Origin of the sequence: Scytonema sp. PCC 10023 (assembly GCF_963920835.1) — a bacterium.
Lineage (GTDB): Bacteria > Cyanobacteriota > Cyanobacteriia > Cyanobacteriales > Nostocaceae > Kalymmatonema.
The window spans coordinates 131054-148173 of record NZ_CAWUDP010000012.1; the positions used below are offsets into that span (position 1 = coordinate 131054).

Consider the following 17120-nt stretch of genomic DNA (forward strand, 5'->3'; position numbering starts at 1 on the left):
GAGATGTATTACAAAAAGTTATTAATAAACCCGAATTTATAATCTGCCGTCATGATCAGATAATATTTCTCAATAGCTAAATAAATGAATGTTGCTGATTTAGAGCACTTTGCATCTAAATGAAGTACACCCTGCCCCTAATCCCCAAAGGGAACCCCGAGTTCCCCAACCCTCGCCAATCCATCGGGGAGGGTGCCCGATAGAGCCGGTGGGGTACATACGTGTCAACTGAAGCTGAAAAGCTTGTAGTTGCGTTATATCAAGCTCTTACACTTGCCCACAATTCTCGCTTCACCCCACCCCGGTTTTGTCTTGCGTCAAAACCGCCCCTCCCCTTAGCAAGGGGAGGGGTTGGGGGTGGGGTAAAATCAACGTGGAATAAAGGTTCCAACGTGATTGTTGACACGTATGGGCTAGCCTTTGCCTCTACCCTGTGGTTTCTTTACTTGAAAACCGTTGTATATAAAGATGCGAGCCTTCCACCAACTCATATTGGTTCAGTTGTACATGAGACTAGTACTCCACCACATCCCACAATGCCAGCCACCTACAGAGGGAAAACGCCACTTGCACTCAACTAGGGAACCTCTAAGGGCGCAGTGGCTCTGCTACACCTAGCCCTGATACCAAATCCGTTTAACTGACTTTTCACATCATGTGGAAAAACCAACGCGAAACCTAACCCCCCAGCCCCCTAGGGCTGATGTTCCCAATCGATATCCAGCCTGGGAAGGATTGCTGCTTGTCAGCAATTATTGAAAAAACTTGTTAATTATCTTGTGTCTTGTGTGACTTCATTATATTATCTAAGCTAATTTCCACTGAAATGAGAATAACTGCTATTAATTCTCCTGTGTCCTCGAGAATATCTTTGAGTGTGACTAAGTGGTGTGATCGGTTGTGGGGAAAATCATGAAATTGGATAAAATGTTCCAAAGTTTACTACTGACAAGCGCAGCTATTGTTTTTATCATCACTCCTGCTCAAGGTGAGGAAGTCCCAGAGGATGTACAAGGTAAATCTTCTGTAACCCCAGGTAAACCCACATCTCGTGACACAGGCAAAGTTACGAACAAGGGATTAGCAATCACCCAATCCTCAAGATTTGCCCCCAAATCCAAAAAAACTCAACTTTCAAGTTCTCTGACCTCAGTCAACTCACTCCAGCCGACCAAAAAGATTCTTCAACTCAGTGAGATTGAACATTTTTCCAAAAGTGCGGAACTACTCGTACAGTCACCAACACCAACCCCAACCAACCCCCCGAACCCAGAACAAAGAAGTGGGGAGCAAGTTGTACCAATTACGGGAGTTAAGGCAAATGCCACAAATAAAGGTGTGGAGGTGATTTTACAGACAACTGTTGGGCAACAACTGCAAGTCTCAAATCGCAGTGCTGGTAATAATTTTATTGCTGATATATCTGGAGCACAACTGCGGTTACCATCGGGCGAGGCTTTTACATTTCGTTCCGAGAAACCACTCACGGGAATTACCGAGATAACAGTTACGAATGTTAATGCTAATACTGTGCGGGTGACGGTGGTAGGTGAGAAGGCTTTGCCGACAGTTGAGTTATTTGATGATAATGCAGGGCTGGTTTTTGGTATAACTTCTGCGGCGACAGCAATGCAGCCACCACAGCAACCGGAAACACCGCAAAAGCCTGAGCCAGAAAAGCCTGCTAGCGAAACCCCCCAAGACAAACCACTGAACTCACAGCAGGATGAGCCGATTGAGTTGGTGGTAACGGGTGAGCAAGATGGTTATCGCGTAACAGATTCGTCAACTGCAACCAAAACCGATACGCCACTACGTGACATTCCCCAATCGATTCAGGTGGTGCCTCAAGAGGTGATTAAAGATCGACAGCCAAGAAACCTAGTAGACGCGCTCAGAAGTGTACCTGGCATATCCCAAGCAAACCAGTCGTCTACATCAATTTATGAAGATCCGAGAATTCGAGGCTTTGATGCTACTACAGATGTTTTAAGAGATGGAACACGCTCTCCCTACAGCACGTTCAATAGCTTTGATTCTGCTACGACCGAACGAATTGAAGTGTTGCGAGGACCGGCTTCCGTTCTGTATGGTCAAGGTTCGCTTGGTGGCGTTATCAATATTATTAGCAAACAACCACTTAGCGAACCTTACTACTTCGTAGAAGCCTCAGCAGGTAGCTTCAACTTCTATCGGGGCGCGATCGACCTGTCTGGTCCATTAAACAGCGATAAAACGCTACTATACCGTTTGAACTTTGCAGCAAAAACCACCGAAAGTTTCGTTGACAACTTTGATCGACAGCAGTATCTAGTTGCGCCCGTAATTTCTTGGCAAATTGGCGATCGCACAAACCTGAGACTATCAGCCGAATACACTAATATTTCGGGTTCCTATGGGCAGATGGGGCTTCCGGCTGCGGGAACTATCCTTCCTAATCCCAATGGCGAAATTCCGTTGAGTCGCAATTTAAGTGAACCATCGTTAGATAGGGATGATGTAGAGTTATTCCGAATTGGGTATAACTTGGAGCATCGCTTCAGTGACAATTGGCAACTACGTAGTATTTTTGAAGCTGCATGGATTGACCAAGATAGAGCCGTTGTGTTTCCCGTTGGTCAATTGCAAGCAAATCGAACTCTCCAACGAAGGCTTGCCATTACTCCAATTAATGGGAAAGTTTTTAACCTTGACAACTATGTGGTCGGTCAGTTTGCCACAGGCAGTATTCAACATCAGTTACTTGCAGGTTTTAACTACACTAGAGAAGAACAAGAGAGCTTTACACGTCCCAGATCGCGTTTGAATTTAGCTCCCATCGATATTTTCAATCCTGTATACAATCCGACATTGGGAACACAATACGAGAATCCCTTTGAAGGAGAATCCACGGCAAATACTTATGGCTTTTACATCCAAGATCAAATTTCGCTAATAGATAATTTAAAGTTGCTTCTAGGCGGTCGATTTGACATTGCCAATCAGCGCATCGTCAATACCTTCGGAGCTAACGGCTCCGCTGAACAAGAAGTTTTTAGTCCAAGAGTTGGATTAGTCTATCAACCGATTCCTGCCATTTCTCTCTATGCCAACTATGGTCGCTCTTTCAGACCGACATACAATGTATTTGAAAGTGGAACAATTCCACTGCCGGAGCGTGGTACATTGTATGAAGTTGGAGTCAAGGCAGACTTAAGCGATAGAATTACAGCAACTTTGGCATTTTATGATCAAACTCGTACCAATATCTCAACCCAAGATCCAAATAATCCATTGCGGCGTCTTCAAATAGGTGAACAGAACAGCCAAGGAGTTGAGTTCAATATCTCTGGTGAAATTTTACCAGGCTGGAACATCGTAGCAGGCTATGCTTACACCGATGCTCGTATTAGTGAAGGCAACAGCAACTTTCCAGTCGGTAATCGGATCAATGGCGTCCCTGAACATAGTTTTAATCTATGGACGAGTTATAAAGTTCAGGAAGGTAGTTTACAAGGGTTAGGGTTTGGTTTGGGACTGTTTTACCAGGGAGAGCGGCAAGGGGACTTAGCAAACACTTTTGAGCTACCTAGCTACCTCCGTACTGATGCCGCTATCTTTTACGAACGCGATCAGTTTCGGGCTGCCGTCAATTTCAGAAATTTGTTTGACATTGATTATTTTGAAAGTGCTTTCAATATAAATCGTGTTTTCCCAGGTGATCCATTGGAAGTGCAAGGATCCATTTCCTGGAGGTTTTGAAAAGTTACGGTCTTCATGAAAAAGTTTTTACGTCGTCTCACCTACACGCTGTTTATGGGAATCGTGGCATTTGTGCTTGCTTCGGGTTGTCATCCAAGTAGCTATCAAAATGCCACAAACCAGATAACGCCAGCGAAAGACTGTCGAGTGGTACAACATACAATAGGGGAAACTTGTATTCCAAAAAATCCCAAACGTCTTGTTACCATTTCTCACTTCACTCTGGCTAATGCACTTGTGCTTGGTGTTAAACCAATTGGAACCACTTCTGTCACAAATAACATGCAGGACAAGTTTCCTGAATATTTGAAAAGTAAAATTAAGGGAATAGAAGTATTGGGCACTCAAAATGAGCCTAATATAGAAAGGATATTGCGACTTAAGCCTGATTTAATTCTGGGTTGGGAAAAAGTTCAACCAATTTATCCTCTTCTGTCTCAAATTAGCCCTACCGCACTCGGTAAGTGGTACGGTCCAGCATCTTGGCAAAAACATTTTGACTTTGTAATTGAAGTATTAGGGAAACAAGAAGAAGCACGACAAGCTTGGAATCACTATTATCAGCGAATAGACGAGCTAAAAACAGCTTTAAACAATCGATATCAAGATAAAAAAATATCCGTTGTTATTCCTTCCAGTGAATGGGGATTCTTTATTCAAACGAAAAATTCATTTGCGGGTTTTATTCTCAATGACCTGGGATTACAACGTCCACAGTTGCAAGATGTCAATACATCCGACGGCTATATCATCTTCAATTCTAAGGAAAAATTGGAGATGATAGACGGGGATATTATTTTTGTTTTAACTCATAAAGACGATGAAAGAAAAGCCTTTGAAGAAATCCTACAAAGCCCGCTAGGGAGAAGGCTTAAAGCAGTTCAGCAAGGACGTGTGTATTCTGTAGATGGATTGACTTGGATCGCGTCAAACTTGCTTGCGGCTGATGCTGTGATTGATGACTTATTTAAATACCTCGTCAACACACCTTAAACCTATGTCCAAACCTAGTACTTGAATGCTACTGATGAGCTATACAGCTAGCGCAACTTTTTTAAAATTATTGCAACTTATTTTTTATGACTCTTCAGTTATGAGTTCATTATATTATCTAAGAGGATGTCTGAGAAGTCAAAAATGTCATGCTGAACGGAGCGACAGCGAAGTGAAGCATCTTAAAACCTAACGGGAAATCGAGATTCTTCGCTCCACTTCGTTGCGCTCAGAATGGCAAAATATACCGTCCATAAACTTTTCAGACATCCTCTAAGCTAATTTGCACTGAAATGAGAATAACTGCTATTAATTCTCCTGTGTCCTCGAAAATATCTTTAAGTTTGACTAAGTGGTGTGATCGGTTGTGGGGAAAATCATGAAACTGGATAAAATGTTCCAAAGTTTACTAAGTAGCTGGACAGAAATAAAGAAGACTGTGTAAAGAAAGGTTAAGTTCAGAGCCGTCGAATGCGATCGTTGACTCAAAAGTTGCCCCCAAATCCAAAAAAACTCTAGTTCCAAGTTCTCTTATCTCAGTCAATTCAGCCCAGCCGACCAAAAAGATTTTTCAACTCAGTGAGATTGAACATTTTTCCAAAAGTGCGGAACTACTCGTACAGTCATACCAATTCTCTATGAAGATGAGCTTAATATAGCGGCGGTGATAAATTCCCAACCGATAAGCGAGGCAGTAAAATCAGGAGTAAATTGTTGAAGAATTTTTCTCAGGCGATCGCTTGCGTTGGGAAAATTGTTTCTAACCCACGGCGCATACTTGACTTCTAATAACGCCCCTAAACCCCCTTCTTTATACTTTTTGAGCCATCTTGTAATCGTTGCATGACCACGATTCAGTCGTTTGACCAGTTCTTTACAAGTATTGACCTCACCATTTTTTAACCAGTACAGCATCTGTAAACGTTCTTTCCCACTGGCAGACCTTTGTGCTTTGAGACGAATTTCGGCGTTCCTGTTGGCTTTCGTGAATCTTTAATTTTAGTGAAGGAACCATTCTCAAATACATCCTCTAGTTCTCATTAACAGCTTAGATCAGCAATTCCCTTCCACCCCAATTATTAAGCTCATTGTTACAGAGAATTGGTATCACCAACACCAACCCCAACCAACCCCCCGAACCCAGAACAAAGAAGTGGGGAGCAAGTTGTACCAATTACCGGAGTTAAGGCAAATGCCACAAATAAAGGTGTGGAGGTGATTTTACAGACAACTCTTGGGGAACAACTGCAAGTCTCAAATTGCAGTACTGGTAATAACTGGTGTTTAGACTAAAAACAGGCGAGCGCCAAAAAATAGTTATTTTGTACTAGAAGTCAGGGGGGATGTACTGGTGTAAAAAAATAGAGGGTAATCTGCGGTTAAGGCAGACACCCTGCAATGAAAGATGAGAGAAGCATCACCGACCCTCATCTACCGTTATGGATTCTAACGCCAGATTAAAAGCATTTCGTAGTGCAGCATATAAAAATTTGTGTCGAGCGCATGATGCAACATTTGAATTGACTGATGCAGTAATTGTGACGCGCAAAGCTGATTGTCTAGCAGATTTATCTCTTTCCCTAGTATTCCGGCGTAAGTGGTCAAGTACCTATGAAGCATTACAGGATACTAGACCTCAACGCCAAAAGCTGATGCGCTCGCTGTACTAGTTTCAATTTGGAGAGGTAGCGATCGCGTATTCCCTGATAGTCTGGTTCAATCATCGTCTCCTTTAGTATGCTACTAGTGTGCTGTTGCCTGAGGGATTCGTTTTCGTCTCTCAGGCTACGCACTCCCCCATTACTTCAACCATCTGTTGTTCAAGTGCTGTCACTCGGTCTAGAACAACATTTAATATGCTACTTTGATTGCCACTATTAGGGTCAGAAGCAGTGCTAAAAAACTGGCTTAAGATCACATCAATCCCCTTCGATTCGGTCAGAGCCTGTTGCTCCACAAATTTTTTTAGCTGATCGTGGTTTTCGGGGCTAACATAGCCCACTATACGGGGATTTTGAGTAGCCATAACAGTTATTCGGTTTGAGTGTGCTACATATAGCATACCTCAAACAGGTGTACCACTCATGAGCTATCGTGTGCTATTGTTGCTTTCTCCGTTCAACTTTACCAACTAAAATGGTAAAAATCCCGCGTACTTTATTGGAACCCTTGACCGATACCCTGGGCTATGCTGCTTAAATGGATAAAGTCGAGCTAAGGGCAAACTCTTTTTTTTGCCCTTACCAATATATACCCAAGATTCTCACACACACTCTCAAACACTCGAAGCCAATTGTCCATCACTTCCCTCTGAACGTATTGCAGAATTTGGGCTTCATACTGTTTGAACCCTGCTTTAACCTTAGGAACCATAAAAGGCATCATAGATTCGGTTATGTCATCAATTTCGATCAAGTCAAATCTGGCTTCATCCAATAATTCTGGATAATCTTCCTTTGGAATATGATCTGAATGCAGTTGTTCTCTAGCAAATGTCTTGAATTCTTCGCTAGTGTTTGGTCCTGTTATTAAGTCCGCGATGAGTAATGTTGCCCCTGGTTTCAAGATTCGATAAGCTTCTCGTAGGGCTTGGCGATGTCCCATGTGATAAATACTTTCTAAAAACCAGCCTCCGTCATAGGTTGCGTCGTCGCATGGTATTGCCAGCGCATTACTCTGGATGAAGCGAACTCGATCAGACATACCAGCTTCCTCAGCTAGCTTCTTCCCCTTGTCGTATTGGTACTTGCTGATTGTAATTCCATCAACAAAACATTCTTTCGCTTTTGCAATCTGTATGGCTGGAACACCTACACCGCATCCAAGATCGCAGAAACGTTCTCCTTGAAGGATCTTTGACTTATCGATCATAATTTGAGTCAGCCGAGCGGCTGCTTCACTAAGACTGGCATTAGGATTATTTTTATCCCAATAGCCAAAATGTAACTGGTTGTCAAAGATAAGATACAAACCTAGTTCTCCGGTTGCATCGTACATTTCTACTAGCTTTTCTGGGTTAAAACTATTCATGGTTGCTCCGTTTTCCTCTATATCTAACTTACTTACTAAGTCTTTCATAGCCTTTGACAGTGAAATGTTTACGCCTCAAGTAGCTTTCATCCGTGACCTAAAGGTGCAGGGTTTTCAGCCGTCTTTCTGATAAACGCGATTCAGATCCTATAATACTGTTGGCACAATATCGTTACGCACAACACAGTATGTAACAATATTTTGCCAACAGTATTATAAATTGTATTAAGTCTCTACTCTGAAGAAACACTTTCTGTAAGGCTTATGTAGCAAGGGTTGGAGAGAATGGAGTATTTTGCGTATTTTGAGGAATTGGGACAAGTTCAAGACCGAGAGCATGAGCTTTTTTCCTGAGATTTTTAGGACTTACGCATTGACAAAATAGGCAAGATGTGGATTAGGGATGCAAAGAAAGGGAAAACTTTCCAATTAGGCAATACCTCTGCCAATTTACGAGGGTTCAACGCGTGTAGAAACGGTATGAATACGTCCTAAAGAAGTAAGCTTGGCAAAAATCTGGGTTAATAAAATAGGCTCAGGCATTTCCGGAAGCATTTTTAAGATTTCATGGACATATCGAAAACCACTCTGGGTAAGCCTTAAGGTCAATAATGCCGGAGCCGGGATTAAGGAGACGAAAATCTAAGAGTTGATGATGGGACAAATTGACCATAAAGAATGCTAGATTAACAGCATTAGTTACAGCAGTTTGGCTTAAGTTCATGAAATCTTCCAGTCCCCAAAACTGCTTGGCATCTCGAAAATTGAATTCGATTTGAAACCGCAGTTTGTAATAGTCGATTATTTTTTCGTAAGGATTCAGGTCATAGAAAAAGGGACAAGACAGGGGAACGCGTCAATATGACCGACATATGCGCGTAACGCACAAGCAAAGAAATCAATCACTGACCGTCCCTGACGACGACACGTTTGAAGCACGGTAAGAAGATTTGCAGTATCCTCTTTCCCGAGATAGCGAACGTGAGCCACTACTGACTTTTCGTTTTGTCACAGCCAGTCGTAACTGGAGTTTAGACTAGTTCGCGGTGCGAAACTGTTGAAGAAATTAGTTTAAAAAATTGATGCATTATCAATATTTGCCGATTGTAAATAAATCCTCTAAAGTAGTATTCAATTATTGTTACAGTTATTTTGTGCGATGAAATTTAGAGAGAATCCGAGATGAATTAAAATTCAAAAATTCAATGCGAGGTAGAAAAATCATATGAGAAACGTTAGTCTTTTAAAAAAAGAATAAAAATATCAGTAAACTCAAAAATTTTTTAGCAGCTAAGACAAGCATAAATTTCAGATAAATGCAGGAATTCTCACAACAATGATTTGTTGAAGATTTTAGGGTATGTCACTAATACGAAGAGGGCGATCGCCTACTAGAGCGCAGGTCTTGTACAATTCGTTGACAGAAAGTGCAGGATATGCATGTTCAGTAGACCGAAAACTTCTGCGATTGCCTTTGGCACTGCGCAGAGCGCAATCGCTAAAAAATAGTAGTGTATGATACCGTTTTTTGAGAAATGTACAAAAGGTGATTGTGAGGCATGAATAATAAGATTCACTTATAAATAAGCCCCGAAAATCAACCAAAATCAGCCAGATGGTAAACAAACTTCGCAGGCTACGCCATAGTTGCGGTCTACTGCTTGACGTAAAAACTCAAGCATCTGTTTAAGAGTAAATAGATGAGAAAAAACCTGTCTAGTGCTTCTTTTTAATCGGCTCAGATAATGCCACACTAGATCAATCCATATATTAATAAGTAAAAAAGCTAAAGCTACAAAGAGAAGCCTAATAGTGGGATTTTTAATAGTAGTTTTTATCCGGCACTGGTTTTTCATTCGATAGCTGCTTTCAATCCCAAAACGGAGGCGATAGTCATCATGTATAAGCTGCAAAGTTAACTTAACTTTATAAACAGCATAAACAAAAAATTCCCGGCGCGCGTATTTTACCATTTTTATATGTACAAACTATCCATACTTGAAAAGTTACTGAACCATATTTATCGCTGTTTAAAGTGTAAGTAGTTTTGTAACTACGCCGACCTCTAATTAATTGTCTAGTACCTCCCGATTTACCTCGAATAATAGCTGGCATTTCAAAGGGGATATCGAGACATTGCAACCATCTGATTACTGGCACACAAAAAAATTCTCGATCTAAATACAATCGCTCAATTCTCAGATTCAAAGGCTCAATTAGTGCTAAAAGATAGGTAAGAATTGCAACTAAGGTATTTTTTTGTTGAACAGCTTTGATAGCTAAAGTGACTCGTTTATTTTTCTTAATTACAATGAAAGTGCGTAGGCGTAAAAAGAAAAAGTACGAGGTCTTACACGTAAAAAATCAGCCAGCCTTTTTGGTTGACTAGACTAACGAGAACGCATAACGAAGGGTTTATTAAGGCTGGCTGATTTTTCGGGGACAATGCGTCACCACTTTTAGCTTGACTTCTATAAATAAATGGTGATTCTAATGCTGATGGTTCACCATAATAAGGAATTAAGTTAAAATCGATAGCAATATGAATGTTTACCTTGTCGAATTCCGTCTGGTAAGCGGCTTTGAAGTGCAGCATTTAAGTCGGATTCTAGAGAATTTATGTCTGTATATTTCTCTAAATGGTAACGAATATCGTTGCTTGTCGGAACATTTTTTAGGACTAGCCTTATTACTACGGGTACTCGTCTTGGAACACAAATAAATCTTACAAAGGCTGCCCAAATTTTTTCGTGTAAGACCCCGTCACACTGACCTTGAGTCTGAATTGGAATATGTTCTGTTAAACAGTTAACTACTTCGTTTAACGTTTTACTATCAGTTAGAACTGGCTCCGTTACATTCATAACCAAACTAAATAATCCTCTCAATCAAAAATTTGCTTCTTCACCCCAATACTTTACAAAAATTACAGGACACATCACTAGTACAGCGAGCGCGTAAGTTCGGTTAGGGTATAAATGACGAGATTAACTGAAGCACTCATGCCTTGCCAACCACTGACAATCATCCTAAGTGAGACTGACGAGCAAGACCTGGAAAAATTAGCTCTTCGACCCAGTACGCCACAACAAATCGCACAACGTGCGCGGATTGTACTTGAGGCGGCTGTTGGAAAAAACAATGCAGAAATTGCAAAGGACGTTGGATATCAGTATTAAGATGGTGCGGCAGTGGCGACGGCGTTGGGTTGAGACTAGCGACCAATCCAAAACAGTGATCGAGCGATTGCTTGATAGCTCGCGTCTTGGTGCACCGTTAAAATTTACCCTGGAACAGCAAGTTGAATGCATGGCGCTCGCCTGCCATGATCCGATGGAATATGGTCTTCCTATCAGTCATTGGAGTGCTCATGAACTGGCGTCGGAGTTGATCAAGCGAGGTATTGTAGAGCAAATATCTCCCCGTCAGGTGGGACGTGGCTTCCGCCGAAGCAGAACTCAAACCGCACCAGTCTCGCTACTGGCTTTTTCCCCCCGTATGACTCGGAGTTTTCAGTCAAAGTAGAAGACATCAGCCAACACTATCTGAGTGCTCCAATACGGGCTATTCAGGGAGAACGAACCATTAGCATTGACGAAATGACCGGCATTCAAGCCATCGAACGCGCCCTTCCTAGTTTACCAATGCGACCAGGCAAAGTCGAATGTCGAGAATTTGAATATATTCGGCATGGCACGCAAACCCTAATTGCCAATGCGCGATGTTGTTACAGGTCAACTTGTGGCTCCTACTATTGACCATCACCGGACGGAAGCCGATTTTCTAGCGCATTGCCAATGCTTGATTGCCTCTGACCCGACCGCGAGTAAGTGGCATTTGATTATGGACTGTTTGAATATCCATCAATCGGAATCCTTGGTACGATGGATTGCTGACATTGAAGGTATTGCCTTTGACACTTTAGGTGTTAAGGGCAAGTCTGGCATCCTCCAATCAATGAGCACTCGCGCCCAGTTTTTAGCCAATCCGCTGCACAAGGTTGTGTTCCATTTTACCCCAAAGCACTGCTCCTGGTGAGCTAGTGCGTTGGGCGGGTTCCCCGACTTGAAGCAACTGGCGTTCGCGAAGCGTCTCCGAAGGAGATACCCGAAGGGCTCAATCAAGTTGAAATTTGGTTTAGTATTCTCACACGTAAACTCTTGAGAAGAGGTAGTTTTTCCTCTCAAGCCGATCTCAAACAGCAAATCTTAAATTTTATTGACTACTTTAACCAAAAGTTAGCTCGTCCTTTCCAGTGGACTTTTAAGGGGAAGCTTTTAGCAGTATAACCCTATCTAAACTTACGCCGCCATGTACTAGTCTAAACTCCAGATTTCTACTAAAGCTCTGAAAGCTAGCACTATTTCTTGGTGGGGCAAACGAAGATGGCAAATAGAAGGTTGTTTTAAAACCGCAAAACACCGTTTTGGACAGGGGACACTTTTAGGTGTGTACCGTTGGTTCGTACTGTCCCTGATTTCTTACATTTTGGCGCATTAAGCTTATTTATCGGCTGCGATCGCCCCATTAGACCTACCCGATTGGGGCGAAGCCGCACAAATTGCGTTCCAAACTATATTTCCACACTTGGTAGTGTTATTTCTTTTACAAGACATTGAACGCCTTAAAAATTTGGCACTTAGTCAAGGAATTGACATTCAAATTTCCTGGTGCAAGATCTGAGTCGACCCATATGGTAAAAATCCCTCGTGCTTTGTTGGAACGTTTGACCGATACCTTGGGCTACGTCGCTTAAATGGATAAAGTCGAGGTCTGTTAGGTTTCAAAACAGAATTGAAATTGAATAACAATGCTGTTACGCTGGAGTTACCTCATCAAGCGCAAAATACCCATTGTATCCTTTCATATAGATGGCAGCTCGATGCCCAAACAGAACCATTGCTTCTGTTCTAGTTTCCAATGGACTTTCATATCCATCTACAGAAACCTTTGAACCAATTGGGTGGATCGAATTCCATCGGTCTACCTTTTCCTGGACAGTCCAATTATCAGACGTTTTTTTAATTTCAAGCGGTTTTTCCTTCGCTTTAATATAAGTTATTAACTTAGTCAAAACGATTCCAACTCCTATTTCCTGAAACTCGACCTCGCCCTGAGCCAAAAGGTAACGTATGCTTTCAGTCCATTTGATTGAATGGGTTATCTGCTTAGCTAGATTTTCACTGACTTCGCTTTGGATATAAGGCCGTGCGGTGACATTGGAAATTACCGGAATTTGGAGTTTGGAAAAGGAAAAACCTTTAAGAAACTTTTCAAACTGGACTTTTGAAGACTCCATATAACGAGAGTGAAAAGCACCACTTGTATTTAAAATGATGTATTTTGTACCTGCCTCTTGAAAACTGTCACTGGCCTTAACGATATCCTCTTTTAAACCGGAGATAACTACCTGCTCTGGAGAGTTGAAAATAGCCACATCTATAGTATCAAAACCGTATTTTTTCAGAAGCTTTTTAACTTGTTCTCCATTTGCACCGATAACAGCTGCCATGCTTCCTTTAGGAGCTTGGCTCATTAGTATCCCTCGTTTTTGAACCAGCTTTAATCCATCTTCAAAAGTAATCGCGCCTGAAGCTTCCAAAGCATTATATTCTCCCAAGCTGTGTCCCACCAGAAAGTCGGGCTTTTTACCAGTCTCTTGGATTTTACTCCGATAGGAGAGGGCATTCACAACATAAAGAGCTGGTTGGGTGAATTGAGTTTGATTCAACTTTTTTTGCGGATCATTCAAACAAAGATCTTCAATTGAATACCCTAAAATTGAATCAGCTTTTTGCGTCAGGTTGGGAAATTTACTCAAGAGGTTCTCTCCCATCCCTCTCATCTGAGAGCCTTGTCCTGGGAACATATAAGCGATCATAACCATCCTTTTGTTAGTTCTTTAAGTAGGCTTCCTGAAGAAGCCTAAAAATTGAATTTAGATGTTAACCGAACCGTATTGGGAGATGTGCGAAGTATCAAATTAGCATTTACTCTTAACTTGCACATTTTAGAACCGTTATACAGTAAGGCTTTGAGAAACATCATAAAAATGTGCTTGTTTCATATTTTGCGGGAGCGTTAATCGCGCCTGTGGGAGGCTCACATCTTGCACCAATAAAAATTGATTTAATTTAATTACTCCGTATTAAATTAAAAGCCTTAATTTAGCGATAAAAACCGATAAAAATCAGGTAGCCTTATCGCGCATCTTTTTAGCTTATACGGTTTTTTATGGATAGGTGCAAGATCTGAGTTTACGCTCTTTTTTGAGCGGTCACCAATGCATACTCAAGGTTGTTACACATATCCTGGAGCATTTGAATCCAATAGTTGATCGCTTCACTCTCGACATATTCCATACCACGCCTATTTTGGTATGACTGGAGCCAATCTTTCATCTGTGGGCTCTGGACATATTTTAAGAACTCGGATTCATACTGTTGGCACGCAATCTTCATCTTGGCTACAAGAGGAGTAATTACGTAGTCGGTCACGTCCTCAATTTCGATCAAGTCAAAACCAGCCGTATCAAGTAGTTCTGGATAGTCTTCTTTGGGGATAACAAACGAATGGCTCTGCTCCTCGCAAAGTGCTTTGAATTCTTCGCTCATGGTGGGTCGTGCTGGAAGGTCTGCAATTAACAATGTTGCTCCCGGCTTCAAGATTCGAGAAGCTTCTTGAAGCGCTTTGCGGTGACCCATGTGAAAAATCGATTCAAAGAACCAGCCACCATGATAGGTTGCGTCCTCGCTGGGCATTTGCAAGGCATCACCCAGGATGAAGTATGTCTGCTCAGATAGACCTGCTTCTGCAGCTAATTGCTGTGCTTTTTCGTACTGAGATTGACTTATCGTAATTCCATCAACGAAACATCCTGTCGCTTGTGCAAGCTGTATTGCTGGGGCACCAACCCCACATCCAAGGTCGCAGAAGCGTTCCCCTGCCTGGATGGTCACCTTGCCAATCATGATTTCAGTGAGACGATCTGCAGCTTCAGTAGGACTTGCATTCGGATTTGTCTCGTCCCAATAGCCCAGATGATACTGATCTAGAAGGATAGCAGTCTCTCCTTGATCTTCGAGTGAATCGTACATCCGTGCTACTTTTTCTGGTTTATAATTGCTCATCGTTCTCCTAACTTATTTTATTGACGAAATAATGCAATGTAAAACTTCTGGGCACTTAGAAAAATTCATTTAGCAATCCTAACATGAACTCCTAGAGAACATGAACTCCTAGAGAGCAAATGTCACTCAAGTGAGGCGCGATGACCCAGCAAGACTCGCAGACCTAACTTGACGATACCAAAAATTGAGCCAAAAGCAATGAAGTAAAACGTAAAGGTGCGCCCCGAATAGGATACCGTTGGCGAAATATTACTTAACATAAAAATCGAAAATTTACGGTGTATTACATGGGAGAGAGTGTTGCCCTCTACCGCGTAATACACGGTAAGAAGAAAATTAAGTTAGCTGCCTCAATTATCAATAAACTAGAAGAAATACCTTTGGAGGCAGTATATGTGCTTACATCCCGAAGAAATTCCTCCGGTTCCTGATGAAACGCTACGTGTAGCCAAAGCCGCGTTTCCCAAAGGTAATTTATATATGCGACTGCGCTTCGGAACTTGGGGTGTTTTATCAGGACGAAGACTTCGCCACACTTTATCCGCAACAAGGCCAGCCGGCACAAGCACCGGGCGCGTTTGGCGATGGTGTTGGTAATGCAGTTTTTAGAAAATCTGTCTGATAGACAAGCAGCGCAAGCAGTACAAGGGCGGATTGATTGGAAATATGCTTTGTCCTTAGAGTTAACAGATCCAGGCTTTGATTTTAGTGTTTTAAGCGAATTCCGCGACCGATTAATCGCAGGTGGTGTTGAGCAACAAATACTAGACAAGATGCTATTAAAATTTCAGGAACGTAAACTGTTATCGGCAAGGGGAAAACAGCGTACTGACTCAACTCATATACTAGCGGTGATTAGAGACTTAACTAGACTAGAACATTTGGGGGAAACCCTGCGTTATGCCTTGAATGCTGTGGCTGAAGTCGCACCCATTTGGTTAAAGTCAGTAGACCGAAAACTTCTGCGATTGCCTTTGGCACTGCGCAGAGCGCAATCGCTAAAAAATAGTAGTGTATGATACCGTTTTTTGAGAAATGTACAAAAGGTGATTGTGAGGCATGAATAATAAGATTCACTTATAAATAAGCCCCGAAAATCAACCAAAATCAGCCAGATGGTAAACAAACTTCGCAGGCTACGCCATAGTTGCGGTCTACTGCTTGACGTAAAAACTCAAGCATCTGTTTAAGAGTAAATAGATGAGAAAAAACCTGTCTACGCGCACGAGTAGTAATGGAACAGGAATGTACGCTAAGCCCAAGACGCTTACTGTACTTGAGTTTGAGTTGTCGCTCTTCAACGTGCTTATTCCTGTGATAACGATAAAATTTCCACCTTCTTCAATGTCGCATCAAGAGCGATAATTCAGCCCTTCGGCTTCGCTCAGGGCTAACGGTGAGCGAAGCCGAACCGTTAGTCTTTGAGCTTATTATCTCTGTGATAAAGATTGTTATCACAGGAATCAGTCGTTAGCGTACATTTTGGTTCCAATGCTACTCACACGCGAAGTTCCCCTTTAAATTGTGTGGATTGCACAACTTCGAGAAGCTTATTCACTATGTCATGAATAATCATCAAAGAATCTGGTGTTTGAGCATAGGTAATGCCTTTATCATTCTCATCATTTTCATCATTTTTATCACCCCCGACAACCTCCGACACGTGAAGAGGTGTAGAAGTATCAGCCTTCAGCTTTTCTAATTCCTTAAGCCTGTAATAAGCTTCCTTGCCATTATCACCTTCAAAGTAAATTGGGTGTAATTTCCCCCGCTGTGAATATCGCTCCACACTACGCGGTGAAACTCCCAAAAACTCTGCTGCCTCAGCTTTTGATAGTTTATCTCCCGACACCCCCGACAACCCCCGACACTTAACAGTGAACAGTGAACAGTGACCAGTAAACAGTACCAGACCCTGACAACTGATAACTGGTAACTGTTAAATACTACCTTGGAACAACACCCCCGACAACCCCCGACAACAAGAAAAATGCTTAAAACAGTGAACAGCTACCTACGCAGCTACCTACGCAGTGAGAAGATCGACTTGGGACATCTTGATACTGCGCTTCCTTGATAACTGATAACTGATAACTGGTAACTGATAACTGGTAACTGATAACTGATAACTGGTAACTGGTAACTGATAACTGATAACTGATAACTGGTATCTGGTAACTGGTAACTGATAACTGATAACTGGTAACTGTTAAATACCCCCGACAA

19 protein-coding genes and 3 pseudogenes are annotated in these 17120 nt (G+C 42.0%); 12 read left to right on the top strand and 10 right to left on the bottom strand.

The window, feature by feature from the left end:
* Positions 1-221 precede the first annotated feature (221 nt).
* From ACM0OZ_RS10050 to ACM0OZ_RS10060, 3 genes are all read left to right on the top strand, one after another.
* Entirely contained in the window at positions 222-581 is a 360-nt protein-coding gene (locus ACM0OZ_RS10050; protein WP_414582661.1) for a hypothetical protein, read from the top strand.
* Between the two features lie 331 nt (positions 582-912).
* Positions 913-3741: a TonB-dependent siderophore receptor gene (locus ACM0OZ_RS10055; RefSeq protein WP_414582662.1), complete on the top strand. Its 2829-nt coding sequence runs from the start codon at positions 913-915 to the stop codon at positions 3739-3741.
* 15 nt (positions 3742-3756) lie between these two features.
* Positions 3757-4734: an ABC transporter substrate-binding protein gene (locus ACM0OZ_RS10060; protein WP_414582663.1), complete on the top strand. Its 978-nt coding sequence runs from the start codon at positions 3757-3759 to the stop codon at positions 4732-4734.
* Between the two features lie 636 nt (positions 4735-5370).
* Here the strand turns inward: ACM0OZ_RS10060 and ACM0OZ_RS10065 are convergent.
* On the bottom strand, positions 5371-5697 hold the full coding sequence (locus tag ACM0OZ_RS10065; protein WP_414582681.1) for a helix-turn-helix domain-containing protein: 327 nt from the start codon (positions 5695-5697) through the stop codon (positions 5371-5373).
* Positions 5698-5835: 138 nt separating this feature from the next.
* On the opposite strand from ACM0OZ_RS10065, the gene ACM0OZ_RS10070 reads away from it, so the two are divergent.
* Both ACM0OZ_RS10070 and ACM0OZ_RS10075 read left to right on the top strand, forming a co-directional pair.
* Positions 5836-6027, top strand: coding sequence for a hypothetical protein (locus ACM0OZ_RS10070; protein WP_414582665.1), 192 nt, complete (start codon positions 5836-5838; stop codon positions 6025-6027).
* Positions 6028-6173: 146 nt separating this feature from the next.
* The gene (locus ACM0OZ_RS10075; RefSeq protein WP_414582666.1) at positions 6174-6404 is read left to right on the top strand and encodes a hypothetical protein; all 231 of its coding nucleotides are present in this window, start codon (positions 6174-6176) and stop codon (positions 6402-6404) included.
* A gap of 110 nt (positions 6405-6514) precedes the next feature.
* Here the strand turns inward: ACM0OZ_RS10075 and ACM0OZ_RS10080 are convergent, their stop codons facing one another.
* From ACM0OZ_RS10080 to ACM0OZ_RS10100, 5 genes and pseudogenes are all read right to left on the bottom strand, one after another.
* Entirely contained in the window at positions 6515-6760 is a 246-nt protein-coding gene (locus tag ACM0OZ_RS10080; RefSeq protein WP_414582667.1) for a hypothetical protein, read from the bottom strand.
* A 188-nt stretch (positions 6761-6948) separates the two neighbouring features.
* Positions 6949-7812 carry a methyltransferase domain-containing protein gene (locus tag ACM0OZ_RS10085; protein WP_414582668.1) on the bottom strand — a complete coding sequence of 288 codons (864 nt, stop codon included), beginning with the start codon at positions 7810-7812 and terminating at the stop codon, positions 6949-6951.
* Positions 7813-8214: 402 nt separating this feature from the next.
* Positions 8215-8578, bottom strand: a pseudogene (locus tag ACM0OZ_RS10090) (IS4 family transposase); the annotation flags it as partial.
* Positions 8579-8583: 5 nt separating this feature from the next.
* Positions 8584-8788: pseudogene (locus ACM0OZ_RS10095) on the bottom strand (IS66 family transposase); the annotation flags it as partial.
* 583 nt (positions 8789-9371) lie between these two features.
* Positions 9372-9737: a hypothetical protein gene (locus ACM0OZ_RS10100; protein ID WP_414582669.1), complete on the bottom strand. Its 366-nt coding sequence runs from the start codon at positions 9735-9737 to the stop codon at positions 9372-9374.
* A gap of 569 nt (positions 9738-10306) precedes the next feature.
* On the opposite strand from ACM0OZ_RS10100, the gene ACM0OZ_RS10105 reads away from it, so the two are divergent.
* From ACM0OZ_RS10105 to ACM0OZ_RS10125, 5 genes and pseudogenes are all read left to right on the top strand, one after another.
* Positions 10307-10486, top strand: coding sequence for a hypothetical protein (locus ACM0OZ_RS10105; protein WP_414582670.1), 180 nt, complete (start codon positions 10307-10309; stop codon positions 10484-10486).
* A 256-nt stretch (positions 10487-10742) separates the two neighbouring features.
* Positions 10743-10943 (top strand): hypothetical protein, encoded by a 201-nt coding sequence (locus tag ACM0OZ_RS10110; protein WP_414582671.1) that lies wholly within the window; start codon positions 10743-10745, stop codon positions 10941-10943.
* Entirely contained in the window at positions 10906-11289 is a 384-nt protein-coding gene (locus ACM0OZ_RS10115) for a helix-turn-helix domain-containing protein (RefSeq protein WP_414582672.1), read from the top strand. Before ACM0OZ_RS10110 ends, ACM0OZ_RS10115 begins: the two co-directional genes overlap by 38 nt.
* A 189-nt stretch (positions 11290-11478) precedes the next feature.
* Positions 11479-11802, top strand: a complete 324-nt coding sequence (locus ACM0OZ_RS10120; protein ID WP_414582673.1) for a transposase — start codon at positions 11479-11481, stop codon at positions 11800-11802.
* 294 nt (positions 11803-12096) lie between these two features.
* Positions 12097-12396, top strand: a pseudogene (locus tag ACM0OZ_RS10125) (IS701 family transposase); the annotation flags it as partial.
* 184 nt (positions 12397-12580) lie between these two features.
* Here ACM0OZ_RS10125 and fabD read toward each other — a convergent pair.
* Complete coding sequence (gene fabD / locus ACM0OZ_RS10130) at positions 12581-13645, bottom strand: ACP S-malonyltransferase (RefSeq protein ID WP_414582674.1); 1065 nt, start codon at positions 13643-13645, stop codon at positions 12581-12583.
* 376 nt (positions 13646-14021) lie between these two features.
* Positions 14022-14894, bottom strand: coding sequence for an SAM-dependent methyltransferase (locus ACM0OZ_RS10135; protein WP_414582675.1), 873 nt, complete (start codon positions 14892-14894; stop codon positions 14022-14024).
* A 393-nt stretch (positions 14895-15287) separates the two neighbouring features.
* Here ACM0OZ_RS10135 and ACM0OZ_RS10140 point away from each other — a divergent pair, with 393 nt between their 5' ends.
* Both ACM0OZ_RS10140 and ACM0OZ_RS10145 read left to right on the top strand, forming a co-directional pair.
* Positions 15288-15491: a hypothetical protein gene (locus tag ACM0OZ_RS10140; RefSeq protein ID WP_414582676.1), complete on the top strand. Its 204-nt coding sequence runs from the start codon at positions 15288-15290 to the stop codon at positions 15489-15491.
* On the top strand, positions 15491-15913 hold the full coding sequence (locus ACM0OZ_RS10145; protein ID WP_414582677.1) for a transposase: 423 nt from the start codon (positions 15491-15493) through the stop codon (positions 15911-15913). Before ACM0OZ_RS10140 ends, ACM0OZ_RS10145 begins: the two co-directional genes overlap by 1 nt.
* A 479-nt stretch (positions 15914-16392) precedes the next feature.
* On the opposite strand, the gene ACM0OZ_RS10150 is transcribed toward ACM0OZ_RS10145, so the two are convergent.
* Together ACM0OZ_RS10150 and ACM0OZ_RS10155 are read right to left on the bottom strand one after the other, a co-directional pair.
* The gene (locus ACM0OZ_RS10150; RefSeq protein ID WP_414582678.1) at positions 16393-16746 is read right to left on the bottom strand and encodes a helix-turn-helix domain-containing protein; all 354 of its coding nucleotides are present in this window, start codon (positions 16744-16746) and stop codon (positions 16393-16395) included.
* A 142-nt stretch (positions 16747-16888) separates the two neighbouring features.
* Positions 16889-17120 (bottom strand): hypothetical protein (locus ACM0OZ_RS10155; RefSeq protein WP_414582679.1); only part of this gene is annotated, 232 nt, incomplete at its 5' end.

What these genes read in the sequence shown, in the direction of transcription:
- fabD (WP_414582674.1), bottom strand. Translation starts at nt 13,645, where the DNA reads ATGATCGCTTATATGTTCCCAGGACAAGGCTCTCAGATGAGAGGGATG.
- ACM0OZ_RS10085 (WP_414582668.1), bottom strand. Translation starts at nt 7,812, where the DNA reads ATGAAAGACTTAGTAAGTAAGTTAGATATAGAGGAAAACGGAGCAACC.
- ACM0OZ_RS10140 (WP_414582676.1), top strand. Translation starts at nt 15,288, where the DNA reads ATGTGCTTACATCCCGAAGAAATTCCTCCGGTTCCTGATGAAACGCTA.
- ACM0OZ_RS10080 (WP_414582667.1), bottom strand. Translation starts at nt 6,760, where the DNA reads ATGGCTACTCAAAATCCCCGTATAGTGGGCTATGTTAGCCCCGAAAAC.
- ACM0OZ_RS10060 (WP_414582663.1), top strand. Translation starts at nt 3,757, where the DNA reads ATGAAAAAGTTTTTACGTCGTCTCACCTACACGCTGTTTATGGGAATC.
- ACM0OZ_RS10135 (WP_414582675.1), bottom strand. Translation starts at nt 14,894, where the DNA reads ATGAGCAATTATAAACCAGAAAAAGTAGCACGGATGTACGATTCACTC.
- ACM0OZ_RS10100 (WP_414582669.1), bottom strand. Translation starts at nt 9,737, where the DNA reads ATGGTAAAATACGCGCGCCGGGAATTTTTTGTTTATGCTGTTTATAAA.
- ACM0OZ_RS10145 (WP_414582677.1), top strand. Translation starts at nt 15,491, where the DNA reads ATGCAGTTTTTAGAAAATCTGTCTGATAGACAAGCAGCGCAAGCAGTA.
- ACM0OZ_RS10055 (WP_414582662.1), top strand. Translation starts at nt 913, where the DNA reads ATGAAATTGGATAAAATGTTCCAAAGTTTACTACTGACAAGCGCAGCT.
- ACM0OZ_RS10120 (WP_414582673.1), top strand. Translation starts at nt 11,479, where the DNA reads ATGCGCGATGTTGTTACAGGTCAACTTGTGGCTCCTACTATTGACCAT.
- ACM0OZ_RS10115 (WP_414582672.1), top strand. Translation starts at nt 10,906, where the DNA reads ATGCAGAAATTGCAAAGGACGTTGGATATCAGTATTAAGATGGTGCGG.
- ACM0OZ_RS10075 (WP_414582666.1), top strand. Translation starts at nt 6,174, where the DNA reads ATGGATTCTAACGCCAGATTAAAAGCATTTCGTAGTGCAGCATATAAA.
- ACM0OZ_RS10110 (WP_414582671.1), top strand. Translation starts at nt 10,743, where the DNA reads ATGACGAGATTAACTGAAGCACTCATGCCTTGCCAACCACTGACAATC.
- ACM0OZ_RS10105 (WP_414582670.1), top strand. Translation starts at nt 10,307, where the DNA reads ATGAATGTTTACCTTGTCGAATTCCGTCTGGTAAGCGGCTTTGAAGTG.